The 19,553-nt window shown below is 67.0% G+C and carries 15 protein-coding genes; 9 read left to right on the forward strand and 6 right to left on the reverse strand.

Annotated features, from left to right (window positions below; genetic code table 11):
- The first annotated feature begins 234 nt into the window (after window positions 1-234).
- On the forward strand, window positions 235-3,429 hold the full coding sequence (gene ileS / locus AU188_RS09020) for an isoleucine--tRNA ligase (RefSeq protein ID WP_502687598.1): 3,195 nt from the start codon (window positions 235-237) through the stop codon (window positions 3,427-3,429).
- Between the two features lie 45 nt (window positions 3,430-3,474).
- Here ileS and AU188_RS09025 read toward each other — a convergent pair whose 3' ends face one another.
- On the reverse strand, window positions 3,475-3,705 hold the full coding sequence (locus AU188_RS09025) for an RNA-binding S4 domain-containing protein (RefSeq protein WP_059163401.1): 231 nt from the start codon (window positions 3,703-3,705) through the stop codon (window positions 3,475-3,477).
- Between the two features lie 33 nt (window positions 3,706-3,738).
- Here AU188_RS09025 and AU188_RS09030 point away from each other — a divergent pair, with 33 nt between their 5' ends.
- Window positions 3,739-5,106 carry a DNA polymerase IV gene (locus AU188_RS09030; protein ID WP_082686555.1) on the forward strand — a complete coding sequence of 456 codons (1,368 nt, stop codon included), beginning with the start codon at window positions 3,739-3,741 and terminating at the stop codon, window positions 5,104-5,106.
- Here AU188_RS09030 and AU188_RS09035 read toward each other — a convergent pair.
- Both AU188_RS09035 and AU188_RS09040 read right to left on the reverse strand, forming a co-directional pair.
- On the reverse strand, window positions 5,088-5,585 hold the full coding sequence (locus AU188_RS09035; protein WP_502687596.1) for a hypothetical protein: 498 nt from the start codon (window positions 5,583-5,585) through the stop codon (window positions 5,088-5,090). The two genes, AU188_RS09030 and AU188_RS09035, sit on opposite strands and share 19 nt — an antisense overlap.
- Window positions 5,586-5,590: 5 nt before the next feature.
- Window positions 5,591-6,520, reverse strand: coding sequence for an asparaginase (locus tag AU188_RS09040; protein WP_059163402.1), 930 nt, complete (start codon window positions 6,518-6,520; stop codon window positions 5,591-5,593).
- Between the two features lie 42 nt (window positions 6,521-6,562).
- On the opposite strand from AU188_RS09040, the gene lspA reads away from it, so the two are divergent.
- From lspA to dnaE, 6 genes are all read left to right on the forward strand, one after another.
- Window positions 6,563-7,117, forward strand: a complete 555-nt coding sequence (gene lspA, locus AU188_RS09045; protein ID WP_156426618.1) for a signal peptidase II — start codon at window positions 6,563-6,565, stop codon at window positions 7,115-7,117.
- Entirely contained in the window at window positions 7,118-8,047 is a 930-nt protein-coding gene (locus AU188_RS09050; protein WP_059163404.1) for an RluA family pseudouridine synthase, read from the forward strand. It abuts the gene before it with no gap.
- Window positions 8,044-8,946: an EamA family transporter RarD gene (rarD, locus tag AU188_RS09055; RefSeq protein ID WP_059163405.1), complete on the forward strand. Its 903-nt coding sequence runs from the start codon at window positions 8,044-8,046 to the stop codon at window positions 8,944-8,946. The genes AU188_RS09050 and rarD overlap by 4 nt, the downstream gene beginning before the upstream one ends.
- A gap of 119 nt (window positions 8,947-9,065) precedes the next feature.
- Window positions 9,066-9,698, forward strand: coding sequence for a TetR/AcrR family transcriptional regulator (locus AU188_RS09060; protein WP_172799445.1), 633 nt, complete (start codon window positions 9,066-9,068; stop codon window positions 9,696-9,698).
- 48 nt (window positions 9,699-9,746) lie between these two features.
- On the forward strand, window positions 9,747-9,953 hold the full coding sequence (locus tag AU188_RS09065; RefSeq protein ID WP_059163406.1) for a hypothetical protein: 207 nt from the start codon (window positions 9,747-9,749) through the stop codon (window positions 9,951-9,953).
- A gap of 75 nt (window positions 9,954-10,028) precedes the next feature.
- Window positions 10,029-13,574: a DNA polymerase III subunit alpha gene (dnaE, locus tag AU188_RS09070; protein ID WP_059163407.1), complete on the forward strand. Its 3,546-nt coding sequence runs from the start codon at window positions 10,029-10,031 to the stop codon at window positions 13,572-13,574.
- A 2-nt stretch (window positions 13,575-13,576) separates the two neighbouring features.
- Here dnaE and AU188_RS09075 read toward each other — a convergent pair whose 3' ends face one another.
- Genes AU188_RS09075 through AU188_RS09085 form a run of 3 tightly spaced genes read right to left on the reverse strand, consistent with a single transcriptional unit; the run spans window position 13,577 to window position 16,597 of the window.
- Window positions 13,577-14,284 carry a hypothetical protein gene (locus AU188_RS09075; RefSeq protein WP_059163408.1) on the reverse strand — a complete coding sequence of 236 codons (708 nt, stop codon included), beginning with the start codon at window positions 14,282-14,284 and terminating at the stop codon, window positions 13,577-13,579.
- 4 nt (window positions 14,285-14,288) lie between these two features.
- Window positions 14,289-15,827: a sensor histidine kinase gene (locus AU188_RS09080; RefSeq protein ID WP_502687597.1), complete on the reverse strand. Its 1,539-nt coding sequence runs from the start codon at window positions 15,825-15,827 to the stop codon at window positions 14,289-14,291.
- Complete coding sequence (locus AU188_RS09085) at window positions 15,824-16,597, reverse strand: response regulator transcription factor (protein ID WP_502687599.1); 774 nt, start codon at window positions 16,595-16,597, stop codon at window positions 15,824-15,826. Before AU188_RS09085 ends, AU188_RS09080 begins: the two co-directional genes overlap by 4 nt.
- Before the next feature lie 303 nt (window positions 16,598-16,900).
- Between AU188_RS09085 and AU188_RS09090 the strand changes: the two genes are divergently transcribed.
- Window positions 16,901-19,231, forward strand: a complete 2,331-nt coding sequence (locus tag AU188_RS09090; protein ID WP_059163409.1) for a SulP family inorganic anion transporter — start codon at window positions 16,901-16,903, stop codon at window positions 19,229-19,231.
- Window positions 19,232-19,553 lie beyond the last annotated feature (322 nt).

Consider the following 19,553-nt stretch of genomic DNA (forward strand, 5'->3'; position numbering starts at 1 on the left):
GCCGTCGTTTGCGGCCCTCGGTAGGATCGATCTCAACGGCACCGATCCGGCAATCACCGGGGAGCCTTCGGAAGAACCGCTCGACGTGATCCGTCGATGCTCAGTAGACCCGAACGGGTGGGCCCGTCATCGCCCGAACTAGAGCGGCGCACGTCTTCCCCGTGATGGCGTGCGCAAGCGGGGTGGTACCGCGGCGCCCGCGCAGCAGCGCGACGTCGTCCCCGTGCCGTGAGGATTGGCTTCCGAGGCCGGAGGCCTCAATTTGGCACAGGGAGACCATCAGTGACCGCTTATCCCAGGCCGGCGGCCGGCGCACCCAAGTTCCCCGCACTCGAGCTCGAGGTCTTGCGGTACTGGGACGCCGATGACACCTTCCACGCCAGCATCGCGCGCCGCGACGATGCCCCCGAGTACGTGTTCTACGACGGTCCGCCGTTCGCCAACGGCCTGCCGCACTACGGGCATCTGCTCACCGGTTACGTCAAGGACATCGTGCCGCGGTATCGCACCATGCGCGGTTACAAGGTGGAGCGCCGGTTCGGCTGGGACACCCATGGCCTGCCCGCCGAACTCGAGGTGCAGCGCCAGCTCGGCATCACCGACAAGGCGCAGATCGAGGAGATGGGCATCGAGAAGTTCAACGATGCCTGCCGCGCCTCGGTGCTCAGGTACACCAACGAGTGGCAGGCTTACGTGACTCGCCAAGCCCGCTGGGTCGACTTCGAAAACGACTACAAGACATTGGATCTCGGCTACATGGAGTCGGTGATCTGGGCGTTCAAGCAGCTCTGGGACAAGGGGCTGGCCTACGAGGGCAACCGGGTGTTGCCGTACTGCTGGAACGACGAGACGCCGCTGTCCAGCCATGAGCTGCGGATGGACGACGACGTCTACCAGAGCCGGCAGGACCCCGCGATCACCGTGGGCTTCACGGTCGCCGGCGGCCCCTTGGCGGGGGCTCACCTGCTGATCTGGACCACGACGCCGTGGACGTTGCCGTCGAACCAGGCCGTCGCGGTCAATCCCGACGTCACCTATGTCCAGGTGCGGGCGCCTGACGGGCGGCGCTATGTGCTTGCCGAGGCGCGGGTTCCTGCTTACGCGCGCGAGCTCGGTGAGGAGCCGGAGGTGCTCGGCACGTACTCCGGACGCGACCTGCTCGAGACGCGCTATCTTCCGCCGTTCCCGTATTTCATGGACGCCCCCAACTCATTTCGCGTGCTGTCCGCCGACTTCGTCAGCACCGAGGACGGAACCGGCATCGTGCACATGTCGCCCGCGTACGGCGAGGACGACATGCTCACCGCCCAGGCCGCGGGCATCGAGGCCGTCACGCCGGTCGACTCGAAGGGAAGGTTCGACGCGACCGTGCCCGACTACGCGGGACATCACGTCTTCGACGCCAACCCGCAGATCATCCGCGACCTGAAGAACGGCGCCGGCCCGGTGGCCGTCAACGGCGCGGTGCTGCTGCGCCACGAGACCTACGAGCACTCGTATCCGCACTGCTGGCGGTGCCGGAATCCGTTGATCTACCGGGCGGTGTCGTCGTGGTTCATCAAGGTGACGGAGTTCCGCGACCGCATGGTCGAGCTCAACCAGCAGATCACCTGGTACCCCGAGCACGTGAAGGACGGCCAGTTCGGCAAGTGGCTGGCCGGCGCCCGGGACTGGTCGATCTCCCGAAACCGGTACTGGGGCACCCCGATCCCGGTGTGGAAGTCCGACGACCCGGCGTATCCCCGCATCGACGTGTACGGCAGCCTCGACGAGCTGGAACGCGACTTCGGGGTCCGGCCCACGAACCTGCACCGGCCCTACATCGACGAGCTGACCCGGCCCAACCCCGACGACCCCACCGGAAAGTCGACGATGCGGCGCATCGAGGACGTGCTCGACGTGTGGTTCGACTCCGGTTCCATGCCGTACGCGCAGGTGCACTACCCGTTCGAGAACCAGAAGTGGTTCGACGGGGTGAGCGGCAGCGGAAGTGAGGCCGGCGAAGAGGCGCACTTCCCCGGTGACTTCATCGTGGAGTACATCGGTCAGACCCGCGGCTGGTTTTACACGCTGCACATCCTGGCCACCGCGCTGTTCGACAAGCCGGCGTTCAAAACCTGTGTGGCACATGGCATCGTGCTCGGTAACGACGGTCAGAAGATGAGCAAGTCGCTTCGCAATTATCCGGACGTCACCGAGGTGTTCGACCGCGACGGCTCAGACGCGATGCGCTGGTTCCTGATGGCCTCGCCGATCCTGCGCGGCGGCAACCTGATCGTCACCGAGCAGGGCATCCGCGAAGGGGTGCGGCAGGTGCTGCTGCCGCTGTGGAACACCTACACCTTCCTGGCGCTCTACGCACCGAAGAAGGGCACCTGGCGCACGGACTCGACCCATGTGCTGGACCGCTACATCTTGGCGAAGCTGGCCGCGCTGCGCGACGACCTGACCGCGTCGCTCGACGTGTGCGACATCGCCGGCGCATGCGACCAGCTGCGGCAGTTCACCGAGGCGCTGACCAATTGGTATGTGCGACGGTCCCGTTCGCGGTTCTGGGAGGAGGATCCCGACGCGATCGACACGTTGCACACGGTGCTGGAGGTGACGGGCAGGCTGGCCGCTCCACTGCTGCCGTTGATCACCGAGGTGATCTGGCGCGGTGTGACGGGGGAACGGTCCGTGCATCTGACCGACTGGCCCGAGGCCGACCTGCTGCCGAAGGACGCCGAATTGGTGGCCGACATGGACCTGGTGCGCGAGGTTGCCTCGACGGGCTCGTCGCTGCGCAAGGCCAAGAAGCTGCGGGTGCGGCTGCCGCTGCCGAAACTGACTGTGGCCGTGAACAGTCCACTGCGGCTCGATCCGTACCGCGACCTGATCGCCGACGAGCTCAACGTCAGGGCGGTCGAGCTGACCGACGACATCGCCGCCTACGGTCGCTTCGAGCTGACGGTCAACGCCAAAGTGGCGGGGCCGCGGCTCGGCAAGGACGTGCAGGCCGCGATCAAGGCCGTCAAGTCGGGGGAGGCCGTCGTCAACGACGACGGCACATTGACCGCGGGCCCCGCGGTACTGCAACCCGAGGAGTACAGCTCGCGGCTGGCGGCCGCCGATCCCGAGTGGACCGCGGCGCTGCCCGACGGGGCCGGCCTCGTGGTGCTCGACGGCACGGTGACCGAGGAGCTGGAAGCCGAGGGCTGGGCGCGCGATCTGATCCGCGAGCTTCAGGATCTGCGCAAGTCCACGGGTCTCGACGTGTCCGATCGGATCTCGGTGGTGATCTCGGTACCACGGGCGCGGGACGGGTGGGCCCGCGCGCACCGCGAGCTGATCGCCCGCGAGATCCTTGCCACGAATTTCGAATTCGGCGAGCCTGCCGACGGCACGGAGATCGGTGACGGTGTGCGGGTGGCGATCGCGAAGGTGTGACGGGCCCGCTTGCCTTCGCAGTACTCGACGCGGCGCTGCGGCGCGTCAGGTGACGACCCGGGCCCCACGGCCGGCGAACACCACGACATCGTCGGGGCGAAGCTGCCTGCCTCGTCGGCGTTCGACCTCGCCGTTGACGGTGACGAACCCGTCGGCGATCACCGACTTGGCGTCGGCACCGGAATCGATGAGGCCGGCCAACTTGAGGAACTGACCGAGCCGGATCGAGGCATCCCGGATCGGGACGTCGAGAGGTCCGGCGCTCGGGTCTGCCATGCAGGTCAGGCTAGCGTCCTAGCATCGGCAGCTGTGAACGCTCGTTGGGTGCTGCACCTCGACATGGACGCATTCTTCGCGTCGGTCGAGCAGCTCACCCGTCCGACGCTGCGCGGCCGTCCGGTGCTGGTCGGCGGGCTCGGCGGCCGTGGCGTGGTCGCGGGCGCCAGCTACGAGTCCCGGGTGTACGGCGCCAGGTCGGCGATGCCGATGCACCAGGCCCGCAGGCTGGTCGGAGCCGCGGCGGTGGTGCTTCCGCCGCGGGGAGTCGTCTACGGCGTCGCAAGCCGCCGCGTGTTCGAAACCGTTCGCGAGATGGTCCCGGTCCTCGAGCAGCTTTCGTACGACGAGGCCTTCGGCGAGCCCCCCGAGCTCGCGGGCGCGTCGGCGACCGACGTCGAGGACTTCTGCCGAATCCTGCGGTCGCGCGTGCTCGAGCAGACCGGGCTGGTCGCGTCCGTCGGAGCGGGCTCGGGGAAACAGCTCGCCAAGATCGCCTCGGGGCTGGCGAAGCCCGACGGCATGCGGGTCGTGGACCGCGATGAGGAACGCCCGTTGCTCGACGGCCTGCCGGTGCGGCGGCTGTGGGGCATCGGGCCCGTCGCCGGGGAGAAGCTGCACCGGCTCGGCATCGAGACCATCGGCGCCTTCGCCACGCTGAGCGAGGCCGAGGCCGCCGACATCCTCGGCGGCAGCGTCGGCCCGGCGCTGCACCGGCTGGCTCGCGGCATCGACGACCGGCCGGTCGCCGAGAACGCACCCGCCAAACAGATCAGCGCGGAGTCCACGTTTCCCGAGGACCTGACCACCCTCGACCAGCTGCGTGAAGCGATGGGACCGATCGGCGAGCACGCCCACCGGCGACTGGAGAAGGACGGCCGCGGCGCCCGCACCGTCACCGTGAAGATGAAGAAGTCCGATATGAACATCCTCACCCGGTCGGCGACGCTGCCGTACGCCACCACCGACGCGGCGACCCTGATCGCCACCGCGCGCCGGCTGCTTCTCGACCCCGTCGATGTAGGGCCGATTCGCCTTCTGGGCGTTGGCTTTTCGGGGCTCTCCGACGTCCGCCAGGAGTCGTTGTTCCCGGATCTGGAGCTGATGGCCTCCGACGACGTCACGCACACCGGGCTGCCGCCGACCGTCACGGACCTGACCGCGACCGCACCCGCCTGGCGCATCGGCGACGACGTCACGCATCCGGACTTCGGGCACGGCTGGATCCAGGGGGCCGGGCACGGGGTGATGACGGTCCGGTTCGAGACCCGCGCCACCGGACCGGGGCAGGCGCGGACGTTTCCCGATGACACGCCCGGAATCGACCGCGCGAACCCCGTCGACTCCCTCGATTGGCCGGAGTACGTCGCCGAGTTGGCGCGCTACCAGAGCACCCCGTAGACGCTGGAGATCGTGAATCCGTGACCGCCGTACGTCTTGCAGGTCACCGTGCCCTGATGTCCGACACCGCAACTCGCGCCCCAGTTCTCCAGCCGGTAGCCGGCGGGCAGGACGTCGACGCCCTCACGCGTGAACGACGGTGCCGCGGAATGACGGTACTCGGCGGGTGCGCCGCTGGTCAGAAACGTCTGGTTGGTTCCCGGTGGGGCGTCCAGGGGCACCCCGTCACAACCGATCGGACCGCCGTTGGGCCCGATGCCACAGAACAGTCCGTCCGGGGTGCGGAAGAACACGTGGTAGTTGGGTGGTGGGCCGGGTCGGTACTCGCCCACGGCGATCGGGTAGGCGTCGATCGCATCCGAGCCGGGCGGCGGTTCGGCATGGGCCACCGCCCCCGTGGCGAGGACCAGCGAGAACGCCGCGATCGTCGTGGCACCGAGTCGGATCAGTTCCCGAACTGCACACGTCCACGCTGTCACGCCCGTCAACCCCAGCGGGCCATGACGTCGGCGACAGATGATCGGCTCGCCAACGTCGCCATCAGCAGCACACGGGCCTGGGCTGGCCGCAATCGCGGCACCGGCACCGCGCCGGCGGCGACCAGGTCGTGGCCGGGCCCGTACGCGGGGCTGACATGGCCCCCGGGCACCCGGGTGGACACCGCGACCGCGATGCCTGCGCTGCAGAGTCGCCGCACCCCGTCGATCACCGCCGTCCCGGCGTTGCCGGCGCCCAACGCCTCCAACACGATTCCGCGCGCGCCCGCGGCCACGCAGGCGTCCATCGCCGCGGCGTCGGCGCCCGGATAGGCGGCGACGATGTCGACCCGCGGCGCGTCGATCGCAGACAGTGCGCCGAAGTACGGCCGGTCCTTCACCGCATGCGCGACGAACCCGGCGTCCGACACGGCGCCGATCGCCGTCCCGTCGAACCCACGCAGGTCGGCGGTCGCGACCTTCTGCAGGCCCAGCGGCTGCCAGACCACCCCGGCGAAGCTGACCACGACCCCGAGGTCTCGTGCGGCCAGACTGGCCGCGACTGTCAGCGCGTCACGAAGATTCGCCGGGCCGTCGGCGTCGGGTGCATCGGCGCTGCGCTGGGCTCCGGTCAACACCACCGGAGTGCTGCCGCGGTAGGTCAGGTCCAGCCAGAGAGCCGTCTCCTCCATGGTGTCGGTGCCGTGCGTGACGACGAGGCCGCGGGCGTTCGTCGTCGCGGTCTGCGAGATCACCGCACCGATGCGGTCCCAGTCGGCGGGGCTCAGTTGCGAGCTGTCGACGGCCATGAGGTCGACGACATCGACCTGCAGTCCTGACGTCAGGTCGGCGCCGCTGCGCGCCGGACGCTTGACGCCGTCGTCGTCGGTGCTCGTGGCGATCGTGCCGCCGGTGGTGACGACGACGAGGCGACCCATGGCGGGAATTCTCCCGCATTCCTGTTTTGGGATGATGGGGAAGTGACTGACGACCCGGGAGTGGCCGAACAGAGGACCGAGGAGAGCGTGCCGCCGAGGCGCCGGCTACGGCTGCTGCTCGTCATCGCGGGGGTGGTGCTGGTCACCGACATCGTCACCAAGGTCCTCGCGGTCAAGCTCCTCACCCCCGGCCAGCCGGTGTCGATCATCGGCGACACGGTGACCTGGACCCTCGTGCGCAACTCGGGTGCTGCGTTCTCGATGGCCACCGGCTACACCTGGGTGCTCACGCTGATCGCCACCGGCGTGGTGATCGGGATCTTCTGGATGGGCCGTCGCCTGGTGTCGCCGTGGTGGGCGGTTGGGCTGGGCATGATTCTCGGTGGTGCCCTCGGGAACCTCGTCGACCGGTTCTTCCGGTCACCGGGTCCGCTGCAGGGCCACGTCGTCGACTTCCTGTCGATCGGCTGGTGGCCGGTTTTCAACGTGGCCGATCCGTGCGTGGTGGGTGGGGCAATCCTGTTGGTCGCGCTGTCGCTGTTCGGCTTCGACTTCGACACCGTCGGACGGCGCCGGCCGGGCGACGGGGACGAGTAGATGGCCGATCGGTCGCTTGCGGTCCCGGAGGGGCTGGCGGGGATGCGGGTCGACGCGGGCATCGCGCGGCTGCTCGGGCTGTCGCGCACCGCGGCCGCCGCGCTGGCCGAAGAGGGTGGGGTCGACATCGACGGGGCGCCTGCGGGCAAGTCCGACAAGCTCACCGCGGGCGCGTGGCTGGAGGTGCGGTTACCGGAAGCGCCTGCGCCCGTGGAGAATACGCCGGTCGAGATCGAGGGGATGGCGATCCTGTACTCCGACGAGGACATCGTCGCCGTCGACAAGCCGCCCGGCGTCGCCGCGCATGCCACGGTCGGCTGGCACGGCCCGACGGTGTTGGGCGGCCTGGCTGCGGCGGGCTTTCGGATCAGCACCTCGGGTATTCACGAGCGCCAGGGCATCGTGCACCGTCTCGACGTCGGCACGTCGGGTGTCATGGTGGTGGCGCTGTCCGAGCGCGCGTACACGGTGCTCAAGAGGGCGTTCAAGCAGCGCACCGTCGACAAGCGCTATCACGCGTTGGTGCAAGGGCATCCGGATCCGTCGAGCGGGACGATCGACGCACCCATCGGACGTCACCGCGGCCACGACTGGAAGTTCGCGGTCACCGAGAACGGCAGGCACAGCATCACGCACTACGACACCCTCGAGGCGCACCGGGCCGCGAGCCTGCTCGACATCGAGCTGGAAACCGGTCGCACGCATCAGATCCGGGTGCATTTCGCCGCCCTGCACCATCCCTGCGTCGGTGATCTCACCTACGGCGCCGACCCCACATTGGCGAAGCGGCTCGGGTTGGAGCGGCAATGGCTGCACGCGCGGTCACTGGCCTTCGTGCACCCCGCCGACGGGCGACGCGTGGAGATCACCAGCCCCTATCCGGCCGATCTGCAACACGCCCTCGACGCCCTGCGCAACCACGAACTGTGAGCGGCGCCCGCAGCCCCGGATTGCTGCTCGGCGTCGGCGCCTACGTGTGTTGGGGCACGTTCCCCGCGTTCTTCCCGCTGCTGAAGCCCGCGTCCGCCGTCGAGGTGCTGGCACACCGGATCGTGTGGAACTTCCTGCTGATGGTCGTCGTCGTCGCGGTCGTCCGCCGAATCGGGGACCTCAAGGAGATCACCGGCCGCACCTGGGTGTTGCTCACCGCCGCTTCGGGGCTGATCTCGATCAACTGGGGTATCTACGTCTACGCCGTCAACAACGGGCACGTGGTGGACGCGGCGCTCGGGTATTTCATGAACCCGTTGGTGACGGTCGCGTTGGGGCTCGTCGTGTTCGGGGAGCGGCTGAACCGCGCGCAGTTCTGTGCGCTGGCCACCGCGGTGCTCGGGGTGGTGGTGCTGACGGTGGAGGTCGGCGCGCCGCCCTACATCGGGCTCGGATTGGCGTTTTCCTTCGGCCTCTACGGCGCGGTCAAGAAAGTGGTGCCGACCGATCCGCGTGTCAGCGTCGGCGTGGAAGCCGGATTGGCGACTCCGTTCGCCGCGGCCTACATCGTCGTGCTGCAGATCACCGGACACGGCACGTTCACCGAGCACGGCGCCGGCCACGTCGTATTGATGATCCTGTCCGGTGTGCTGACGGCGGTGCCGCTGCTGTTGTTCGCCGCCGCTGCGCAGCGGCTGCCGTTGGTGACGCTGGGCCTGCTCTTCTATCTGACTCCGGTCATGCAGCTGACCTGGGGTGTGCTCGTCGGCCGTGAGGCGATGCCGCCGGCCCGCTGGCTCGGGTTCGCGCTGATCTGGCTTGCGCTGCTGGTCTTCAGTGTCGACGCGATGCGACGGGCCCGGGCCGATCGGCGGCCTGCCGAGCCGTCCCATCGTTGATAAATCCTTTGCGGAGTGAAGGAAATTCACCAGTTGACCACCTGTTAGCAATGACTTAGCGTTTGCTCGTGGTGGGCATCACGCAGTCGCCTCGGGGCGGACGCGGTCGAGGACGCCCGGTGGGCGCCGACTCGGCGGTGACCCGGGCGGCGATCCTGCGGGCGGCCCGCGCGGTGATCAACGAACGCGGATACGAAGCGGCGACGTTTCAGGCGATCGCGACGCGCGCCGGGATCAGCCGGCCGACCATGCACTACTACTTCGCCACCAAGGAAGAGATCTACGACCGCCTCCACCGCGAGGCGTACTCGGTCGTCTCGGTGGCCATCGCAGCCGCGAAGCTCGAGGGAACCCTGATGGAACAGCTGGCCGCCTTCACAGCCGCGGCACGCGAACTGGATTGCCCGTACGGCTCGACGTTGCAGTTCCTCATCACCTCGCGGCTGGAACAGCACCGCCACCCCGGGCTGCGGCGCAGCGGCGCGCCGGTTGCCGAGGCGGTGACGGGCTTCTTCACGTGGATGGTCGGCGATGCAATCCGCCGGAACGAACTCAGGGAGGACGTGGACGGTCCGGCGGTGGCCAACATGCTGTCGGCGATGTTCTGGGGAGTGGGCCTGTTCGACGGCTTCCTGCGCGGTTCCGACGGGGCGTCCGGTATTGCCAAGCAACTGAACAGCCTGTTGAGCCGGGGTTTGCTCGAGCAGTCGCCGGTCCCGGTCGACGTGTCGGCGAACCGTCTCGCAATATAGGGAAACACCCGATTTCCTCGCGGGCGTGCGGGCAATAGCGTTTGACGCATGGTTGGCTTCTGGTTCGCGGTCATGGTTGCGGGCCTCGTCACGGTGGGCGTCCTCACCCAACTTGGCTGGCAACTGCCGACGGTCGCGGAGGCCACGCGAGGCCTGCAACGCGTGCGGTCACGCATCGAAAACGCCCGTCCGTTCTGTGAGCGGGTCGCCACGCAAAGAGTGGTCGAGGCACCCGACCTGCCGAAGTACTTGTAGCCGCGCAGCACCGGTGAAGACACGCATCCCGACACGCCGAGGACTGTCGGGGAGCGGTCATAGACTGGCCTCCCTATGAGCCCTTCGGATTCGCGGTCGTTCGTGCACCTGCATAACCACACCGAGTACTCGATGCTGGACGGTGCCGCGAAGGTCGGGCCGCTGCTCGCCGAGGCTCAGCGGCTGCAGATGCCCGCGATCGGCATGACCGACCACGGAAACATGTTCGGCGCCAGCGAGTTCTACAACGCCGCCACCGAGGTCGGGATCAAACCGATCATCGGCGTGGAGGCCTATATCGCGCCCGGTTCTCGATTCGATACCAAGCGCGTCCTGTGGGGCGACCCGGGCCAGAAGGGTGACGACGTCTCAGGCAGCGGCGCCTACACCCACATGACGATGGTCGCCGAGAACGCGACCGGGCTGCGTAACTTGTTCAAGCTGTCGTCGCTGGCATCGTTCGAGGGTCAGCTGGGCAAGTGGTCGCGCATGGACGCCGAGCTGATCGCCGAGCACGCCGAGGGCATCATCGCCACGACCGGGTGCCCGTCCGGGGAGGTCCAGACCCGGCTGCGGCTCGGCCACGACCGCGAGGCACTCGAGGCAGCCGCGAAGTGGCGCGAGATATTCGGGCCGCAGAATTTCTTCCTCGAGCTGATGGACCACGGGCTCGACATCGAGCGCCGGGTCCGTGAGGGGCTGCTCGAGATCGGGCGCAAGCTCGACATTCCGCCGCTGGCCACCAACGACTGCCACTACGTCACCCGCGACGCCGCACGCAATCACGAGGCGCTGCTGTGCGTGCAGACCGGCAAGACGCTGTCGGACCCGAACAGGTTCAAGTTCGACGGCGACGGCTATTTCGTCAAATCGGCCGCCGAGATGCGCGCGCTGTGGGACGGCCAGGTGCCCGGCGCCTGCGATTCCACGCTGTTGATCGCCGAGCGGGTGTCGTCGTACGAGGACGTGTGGACGACGCGTGACCGGATGCCGGTGTTTCCGGTGCCCGAGGGCCACACCCAGGAGTCATGGCTGCGCCACGAGGTCGCCGCGGGGCTGGCCGGCCGGTTCCCGTCGGCGCAGGTGCCGCAGGAGTACACCGACCGCGCCGACTACGAGATCAAGGTCATCTGCGACAAGGGGTATCCGTCCTACTTCCTCATCGTGGCCGACCTCATCAACTACGCACGCTCGGTGGACATCCGGGTCGGGCCGGGCCGCGGGTCGGCGGCGGGGTCGCTGGTCGCCTACGCGCTCGGCATCACCAACATCGACCCGATCCCGTACGGGCTGCTGTTCGAGCGGTTCCTCAACCCCGAGCGGGTATCGATGCCCGACATCGACATCGACTTCGACGACCGCCGCCGCGGCGAGATGCTGCGGTACGCCGCCAACAAGTGGGGCAGCGACCGGGTCGCTCAGGTCATCACGTTCGGCACCATCAAAACGAAAGCGGCGCTGAAGGATTCGGCTCGCGTGCACTACGGCCAGCCCGGCTTCGCGATCGCCGACCGGATCACCAAGGCGCTGCCGCCGCCGATCATGGCCAAGGACATTCCGCTCTCGGGCATCACCGACCCGGATCACGAGCGGTACAAAGAAGCCGCCGAGGTCCGCGGGCTGATCGACACGGACCCCGACGTGCGCACCATCTACGAGACCGCGCGCGGGCTGGAGGGCCTGGTGCGCAACGCCGGTGTGCACGCCTGCGCGGTGATCATGAGCTCCGAGCCGCTGATCGACGCGATTCCACTGTGGCGGCGCCCGCAGGACGGCGCGGTGATCACCGGCTGGGACTATCCGTCCTGCGAGGCCATCGGCCTGCTGAAGATGGACTTCCTCGGCCTGCGCAACCTGACGATCATCGGCGACGCGCTGGAGAACATCAAAGCCAACCGGGGCATCGAGCTCGATCTCGAGTCGGTTCCGCTCGACGACAAGGCCACCTACGATCTGCTGGGCCGTGGCGACACGCTGGGAGTGTTCCAGCTCGACGGCGGGCCGATGCGCGACCTGCTGCGGCGCATGCAGCCGACCGGGTTCGAGGACGTCGTCGCGGTGATCGCGCTGTACCGCCCCGGTCCGATGGGCATGAACGCCCACAACGACTACGCCGACCGCAAGAACAACCGGCAGGCGATCAAGCCGATCCACCCCGAACTCGAGGAGCCCCTGCGCGAGATTCTCGCCGAGACCTACGGGTTGATCGTCTACCAAGAGCAGATCATGCGGATCGCGCAGAAGGTGGCCGGCTACTCGCTGGCCCGAGCAGACATTCTGCGTAAGGCCATGGGCAAGAAGAAACGGGAAGTTCTCGAGAAGGAGTTCGAGGGTTTCTCCGACGGCATGAAATCCAACGGCTTCTCCGCCGGTGCCATCAAGGCGCTGTGGGACACCGTGCTGCCGTTCGCCGACTATGCGTTCAACAAATCGCACGCCGCGGGGTACGGCCTGGTGTCGTACTGGACCGCGTACCTGAAGGCGAACTTTCCCGCCGAATACATGGCCGGGTTGCTCACCTCGGTCGGTGACGACAAGGACAAGGCCGCGGTGTACCTGGCCGATTGCCGCAAGCTCGGCATCACGGTGCTACCGCCGGACGTCAACGAGTCGGGGCTGAACTTCGCCTCGGTGGGTGAGGACATCCGCTACGGCCTCGGGGCGGTTCGCAATGTCGGCGCCAATGTCGTTGCCTCGCTTATCAACACACGTACCGAGAAGGGGAAGTACATCGACTTCTCCGACTACCTGAACAAGATCGAGATCGGTGCCTGCAACAAGAAGGTCACCGAGTCGCTGATCAAGGCCGGCGCGTTCGACTCGCTGGGGCACCCGCGCAAGGGCCTGTTCCTGATCCACACCGACGCCGTCGATTCCGTTCTCGGCACCAAGAAGGCCGAGGCGATGGGGCAGTTCGACCTGTTCGGCGGCGCCGACACCGCCACCGACGCGGTGTTCACCATCAAGGTGCCCGACGAGGAATGGGAGGACAAGCACAAACTCGCGCTCGAACGCGAGATGCTCGGCCTCTACGTGTCCGGCCATCCGCTCAACGGCATCGCCCACCTGCTGGCCACCCAGGTCGACACCGCGATTCCGGCCATCCTCGACGGCGACGTTCCCAACGACACGCAGGTGCGGGTCGGCGGGATCCTGGCCTCGGTGAACCGACGGGTCAATAAAAACGGGTTGCCATGGGCCTCAGCGCAATTGGAGGACCTGACCGGCGGCATCGAGGTGTTGTTCTTCCCACAGACATACTCGACGTTCGGCGGTGAGATCGCCGACGATGCGGTGGTGCTGGTCGGCGCGAAGGTGGCGATCCGCGACGACCGGATCTCACTGATCGCCAACGACCTTGTGGTGCCGGACTTCTCGAGCGCCCAGCTGAACCGTCCGCTGGCCGTCAGCCTGCCGACGCGGCAGTGCACCGTGGACAAGGTCACCGCGCTCAAACAGGTGCTGGCCCGCCATCCCGGCACGTCCCAGGTGCACCTGCGGTTGATCAGCGGTGAGCGGATCACCACGCTGGAATTGGACGTGTCGCTGCGCGTGACACCGTCGTCGGCATTGATGGGTGACCTCAAGGCGCTGCTCGGACCCGGCTGCCTGGGCGGCTGACGTCACCCCAAAACGTTCACCGCCCTGGCGATCACCAGTCCCGCCGTCGACAGCGCCACCATTGCCTGCACGGTCATCATCATCTTCGCCCACCGCGCCAGCGGCATAGTGTCGGTCGGGGAGAACGCCATCACGTTGGTCACGCTGACGTAGAGGTAGTCCAGGAACGTCGGACGCCAATCCGGCCTCGTCACTTCGGGATTCGTCATCTGCGGAAAGAGGAAGTCGGGATACGGGCGCTCGCCGGCGTGCCGCGCGAACGGTCCGCCCCGGTCCAGTTCCCAGTACCAGATACCGAACACGATGACGTTCGTGATGAAGATCGCCGCGCCACTGCCGAGCAGAACGGCCGCATCGTTTCGGACGGCTCCAGTGAGGATGCTGATGTCGAGCAGGACCGCCGAGACGGTGTTGTCGACGGTGATCGCCGCCAGCAGTGCCCACGTCGCATACCTGCCGAACCGCGTTCGGCGCGACATCACCAGGGGATTGATCGCCAGCAGCGCGAGCAGCAGCAGCGCCTCCAAGGTCAGCAACGGCCAGCGAGGGACCAGGGTATAGCTCTTCGGGATGGCGACCTGCAGCGCCATGGCGGCGACCACGGCGAGCACCACGGGCATGGTGTTTTCCGGATCGCCGCGCCGCAGCCACGCAGGCAGGCGGTGCTGTTCCGGTGGCGAGTTCACCACACAATTGTGGTGCGCCACCATGAATCTATGGAGTCGCGACACGCTTCGGGTCAGGCGCGCGAGGCGCCACGACCCCGGGCAACACCACGGTGAATGTGGTTGAGCCGGGCGCAGACTGTACCGATACGGAGCCGTTGTGCGCCTGGGCGATTGACGCGACGATGGCAAGGCCCAGACCGAGGTTGCCGAACTCGCGGGAGCGGGACTTGTCCGCGCGGACGAACCGGTCGAACAGGTGCGGCAGTAGTTCACTGGGAATGCCGGGGCCGTCGTCGTGCACCACCAGCTCCACGCGCGCTGAGCCGGTGTCATCGACACGACGTGCGACGGTCGTCGTCACGGTGGTGCCGGGCGGGGTGTGGTCGACCGCATTGGTCAACAAGTTGCTGAGCAGCTGGTGCAGCCTCGCGCGGTCCGCGAGCACCCAGATCGGATCCTCGGGCAGCACCAGATGCCAATTGTGGTCGGGTGAGGAGACTGTGATGTCGCTGACGGCGTTGGTGGCCAGGTCACTGAGGTCGACGTCCTCGGTCAGCAGATCCTGCCGTTCATCGAGGCGGGACAACAGCAGTAGGTCGGCGACCAGCGCGGACATCCGGTTGGACTCGGCTTCGATTCGCGCCAGCGCATACTCCGTGGTCTCGGGCAGTTGGGCGCTGTCCTGCCGAGTCAGCTCGGCATAACCCCGGATTGCCGACAGCGGGGTGCGCAACTCGTGGCTGACGTCGGCGAGGAACCGGCGCATGTTCCGGTCGGACTCGGCGCGTTTGGCCAGCGCGGAGTCGACGTTGGCCAGCAACCGGTTCAGGGCCCGGCCGACTATGCCGACTTCGCTGTCCGGGTCGGTGTAGGCGTCGGCGACCCGGATGTCGATGCGGTTCTCCGGATTGGCCAGCGGCAGCTTCGCCACGCTCGCCGCGGTCGCCGCGACCCGGCGCAACGGACCCAGGGCGTAGCGGACGGTCAGCAGGGTGCCTACGGCAATGACCAGCAGCGCGGCGAGGACCAGGAGGACAGTACTGACGATTCCTCGAGCGACCGCCTGGTCGGTGGGCCGCAAGCTCACCGCAGCCACCAACCAGTCGGTGCTGTCTATGGCCATGCCCTGCAACCGGTAGCGGCCGAGTTCGCCGAGCTGCATGTCGAACGGCGAGCCGTCGTGATACCAGTCGATGCTTTCGATGGCAGAGATCGCGTCGGGCGGTGCGGGTTCTGGCTCGTCGTCGGTGAAGACCGCGGAGCCGGCGACCTTCCCGTTGCGAACGACCGCGATCAACGACCCCACCGGCTGGCCGGTGAAGCGGATCAGCGCATGGGGGCCTTCCGCGCCGAACAATTGCGGATGCGTCTCGGTGTAGGACAGTTTGGTGTACGAATGCCTCAGTGCTGCCAGCGAATTGGCCAGACGCTCGTCAGTGAGGTCGTAGGCGTAGTCGCGCAAGCTGATCAGGTGCAGCACACCCATCACCACCATCACGACGCCGACGACGCTGGAAAGGCCGAGAACAAGCCGCCGCCGCAGGGTCCGCGGGACCCACCATCGCGCTCGCCTGGTCGGTGTCACGACGAGGGTCGGAGCATGTAGCCGATGCCGCGCACGGTGTGAATCATCGGCTCCCGGCCACTGTCGATCTTCTTGCGCAGATACGAAATATAGAGATCGACGATGCTGGTTCTGCCGTCGAAGCCGTAGTTCCACACCTGATCGAGGATCTCCGCGCGGCCGATGGCACGACCCGGGTTGCGCATCAGGTAGCGCAGCAGTTCGAATTCTGTTGCGGTCAAATCGATTGCGGTTCCGTCGCGGGTGACGGTTCGGCTGGCGCCGTCCAGCGTCAGCTCGCCGACCGTGATCTCGTCCTGCGGGGCCGCGGCGGTGTACTGGGCACGCCGCAGCAGACCGCGGATGCGCGCCACAAGCTCCTCGAGGCTGAACGGCTTGGTCATGTAGTCGTCTGCGCCCGCCGTCAACCCCGCGACCCGATCGGCCACCGAATCACGGGCGGTGAGAAACAGTATCGGCGTGTAAGACTCCGATTCACGCACCCGCCGCAGAATCTGCATACCGTCGAGGTCGGGCAGCATGATGTCCAAGATCAGCACGTCAGGCGCGGACGCGTTGAACTTGGCAACGGCATCTTCGCCGTTGTGGGCGATGTCGACCTGCCAGCCCTCGTAATGCAGGGCCATCTTGACCAGGTTGGTCAGAGCCAGTTCATCGTCGACCAGGAGCACTCGGATGACCGAACCGTCGGCGCGATAGATTCGCGGCAGTTTCCCCAAGATCGCTTGGCGGTGTGGAGGCGGCCGGGTCGGTTGCGATGTCATGGTGATACTTCCCTTGATACAGACGGCATACGAGGGTGGCAACAAATTCATATCCCGCGCATATAAACGGTAATTCATCGCATCGCAACGCCGAGTTGGTTTAGCCCCCAACATATATGCGTTCGGTATGAAGGACGACGATCTGCTTGCCGGGGTCCGGAGACGTTTCTAGCGTGGTTCTTGGTGGACGACGGCGTCTACCCATCTGAACTTCGCATATCGCCTTCGGCCCCATGGAGATTCGTACGCCGCGGCCGGCCGATGGGCGCTCACTGAAACGACTTCGGAAACGATGGACGGGGATTGCCCATGAGTAATGGCCAGCAGGTGGATGTCGTGGACCGACCGGTCGGCGACGCGCCCGCGCGACCGGAGGCAACTAGCTGGCGGTCGGTGTTGCGGTACGACGTGCCGGCGTCGCTGGTGGTGTTCCTGGTCGCTCTGCCGTTGTCGCTCGGCATCGCGGTGGCCTCGGATGCGCCGGTGCTCGCCGGGTTGATCGCCGCGATCGTCGGCGGAATCGTGGCCGGGGCCCTCGGCGGATCGCCGTTGCAGGTGAGCGGGCCCGCCGCGGGGCTGACGGTTATCGTCGCCGGGCTGATCGGGCAATTCGGATGGGCAGTGACATGTGCGATCACGGTCTGCGCCGGCGTGCTCCAGGTGCTGTTCGGGCTGAGCCGCGTGGCGCGCGCGGCGCTGGCCATCTCACCGGTTGTGGTATACGCGATGCTGGCCGGGATCGGCGTCACCATCGCCTTGCAACAGGTACACGTGCTGCTCGGCGGCGAATCGAAGAGTTCGGCGTTGACGAGCATCACCGAGCTTCCAGCGCAGTTGTTGAACGTCGAAGGTGCCGGTCTGGCGCTTGGCCTCGCTGTCATCGCCGTGCTCGTGCTGTGGCCGCGCGTTCCCGGGCCCGTCGGCAAGGTGCCGGGACCGTTGGTCGCGATAGTCAGCGTCACCCTGGCTTCGGTGGTGCTTCCGCTCGACGCCCCGCGGATCACGATCGACGGCTCGCTCCTGGACGCGCTGCAATTGCCTGACCTGCCGGACGGAAACTGGGGCGCCTTCGCGGTCGGCGTGCTCACCGTGGCGCTGATCGCCAGCGTGGAGAGTCTGCTGTCGGCGGTGTCGGTGGACCGACTGCATGGCGGGACGCGAACGAACTTCGACCGGGAACTGCTCGGCCAAGGCAGCGCCAACATCGCGTCGGGCGCGATCGGCGGACTGCCGGTCACGGGCGTGATCGTGCGCAGTTCGACCAACGTCGCCGCTGGTGCCCGCACCCGTGCGTCAGCGATCTTGCACGGTGTGTGGTTGCTGGTGTTCGCGCTGCCCTTCGCCGGCCTCGTTCAGCAGATTCCGTCCGCGGCACTGGCCGGCCTGCTGATCGTGATCGGTCTCAAGCTCGTCAAGTGGCCGGAGATCAAGACGGCCCACCGCACCGGCGACTTGGCGATCTACCTGGTCACCATCTTGACTGTGGTGTTCGTCAACCTGCTCGCCGGCGTCCTGATCGGGCTGGCACTGGCCGTCTTGCTCGTGCTGTGGCGGGTGGTGCGGACGCGGATTCGCGTCGAGCAGACGGGTGGCGATCACTGGCACGTCGTCGTCACCGGCTCGCTGACGTTCCTTTCGCTGCCGCAACTGACGCGGAAGCTGGCGGCCATCCCGTCGAGCGCCACGGTGACGCTCGAGCTGTTCGTCGACTTCCTCGACCATCCGTGCCAGGAGTCGATTGCCCATTGGCAGCGCCAACACCAGGCCGGGGGAGGCACCGTGCACATCCACGAACTCGGACCCGTGGACATGGACAGCGCCCTGCACGGTCCCCCGGAGCGTGCACTCACTTCGCCGTCCGACCACCTGGCCGGCGTGCTGCCGTGGAGTTCATGGCAGCGCGACGGCGCTCCGAACCTCAACGGCGACGGAGCGAACGGGTCCAAGGGCAACGGAAGCACCGTCAACGGTCACGGAGCCGACGGAGCGCCGCCGTTGATTCTCGACGGGTTGGCCGAGTACCAGCGGCGCACCGCGCCGGTGATTCGGCCGCATCTGCGAGAACTGGCCCATGCTCAGCGGCCCGAGACCCTTTTCATCACCTGCGCCGACTCGCGCGTGGTACCGAATGTGATCACGTCCAGTGGACCGGGAGATCTGTTCACCTTCCGAAACGTCGGCAACCTGGTGCCGGCGGATCGCAGCGACGCCTCGGCGGAGGCGGCGATCACGTTCGCAGTCGAGCACCTCGCCGTCTCGTCGATCGTGGTGTGTGGGCACTCCAGCTGTGGAGCGATGACGGCGCTGTTGTCCGCACCCACGAACGGATCGGTGCATAAGGGTGGCGACGATCCGCTCAGCTCCTGGCTGCGACACGGTCGACACACCGTCAATGCATTCCGCGACGGCGACCATCCGGTGGCGTGGTCAGCGGCCGCTGCCGGGTTCTCTGCAGTGGATCAATTGAGCATGGTCAACGTGGCGGTCCAAATCGAGACGCTGCAACAGCATCCGATTGTCGAGAAGGCTTGCCGCGAAGCTGGCTTGCAGGTCTTCGGTCTGTTCTATGACATCGCCTCCGCAACCGTACTGAGGGTCTCAGCCACCGCTGTCGAGACATTGGCTTTCGAGAGCGTCTGAGTCTGAGCCGCCGGCCGCGAATTTCATTCCAATAATATGAGCGCACATATATGAGAATTCATATATGTGCGCTCATATATGCGCGACAAATGAATCCATGGCCATTCTTGCATACCGCCCGTAGACTTTAATTGTCGGTGAATTCTTGATTAAGTCGGAGGGCTGAAAGTGAACATCATTCGGATTTCGATTGCGTCGGCTGTCACGGCCGCCGGGATGGCAGCGGCATTGGCCGTGGGAAGCGGGTCGGCCGTCGCCGCGCCAACCGGGCCGTCGGCGAATGACACCATCGCCAGGCTGCAAGCCGAGGGCAACAGGGTCG

It is taken from the genome of Mycobacterium sp. IS-3022 (assembly GCF_001500065.1).
In the GTDB taxonomy this organism is placed as follows: Bacteria; Actinomycetota; Actinomycetes; order Mycobacteriales; family Mycobacteriaceae; genus Mycobacterium.

Coding starts and splice junctions, on each gene's coding strand:
- AU188_RS09025 (WP_059163401.1), bottom strand. CDS start 3,705: ATGGCAGACCCGAGCGCCGGACCTCTCGACGTCCCGATCCGGGATGCC.
- AU188_RS09090 (WP_059163409.1), top strand. CDS start 16,901: ATGAGTAATGGCCAGCAGGTGGATGTCGTGGACCGACCGGTCGGCGAC.
- AU188_RS09050 (WP_059163404.1), top strand. CDS start 7,118: ATGGCCGATCGGTCGCTTGCGGTCCCGGAGGGGCTGGCGGGGATGCGG.
- AU188_RS09075 (WP_059163408.1), bottom strand. CDS start 14,284: ATGGTGGCGCACCACAATTGTGTGGTGAACTCGCCACCGGAACAGCAC.
- dnaE (WP_059163407.1), top strand. CDS start 10,029: ATGAGCCCTTCGGATTCGCGGTCGTTCGTGCACCTGCATAACCACACC.
- AU188_RS09040 (WP_059163402.1), bottom strand. CDS start 6,520: ATGGGTCGCCTCGTCGTCGTCACCACCGGCGGCACGATCGCCACGAGC.
- AU188_RS09065 (WP_059163406.1), top strand. CDS start 9,747: ATGGTTGGCTTCTGGTTCGCGGTCATGGTTGCGGGCCTCGTCACGGTG.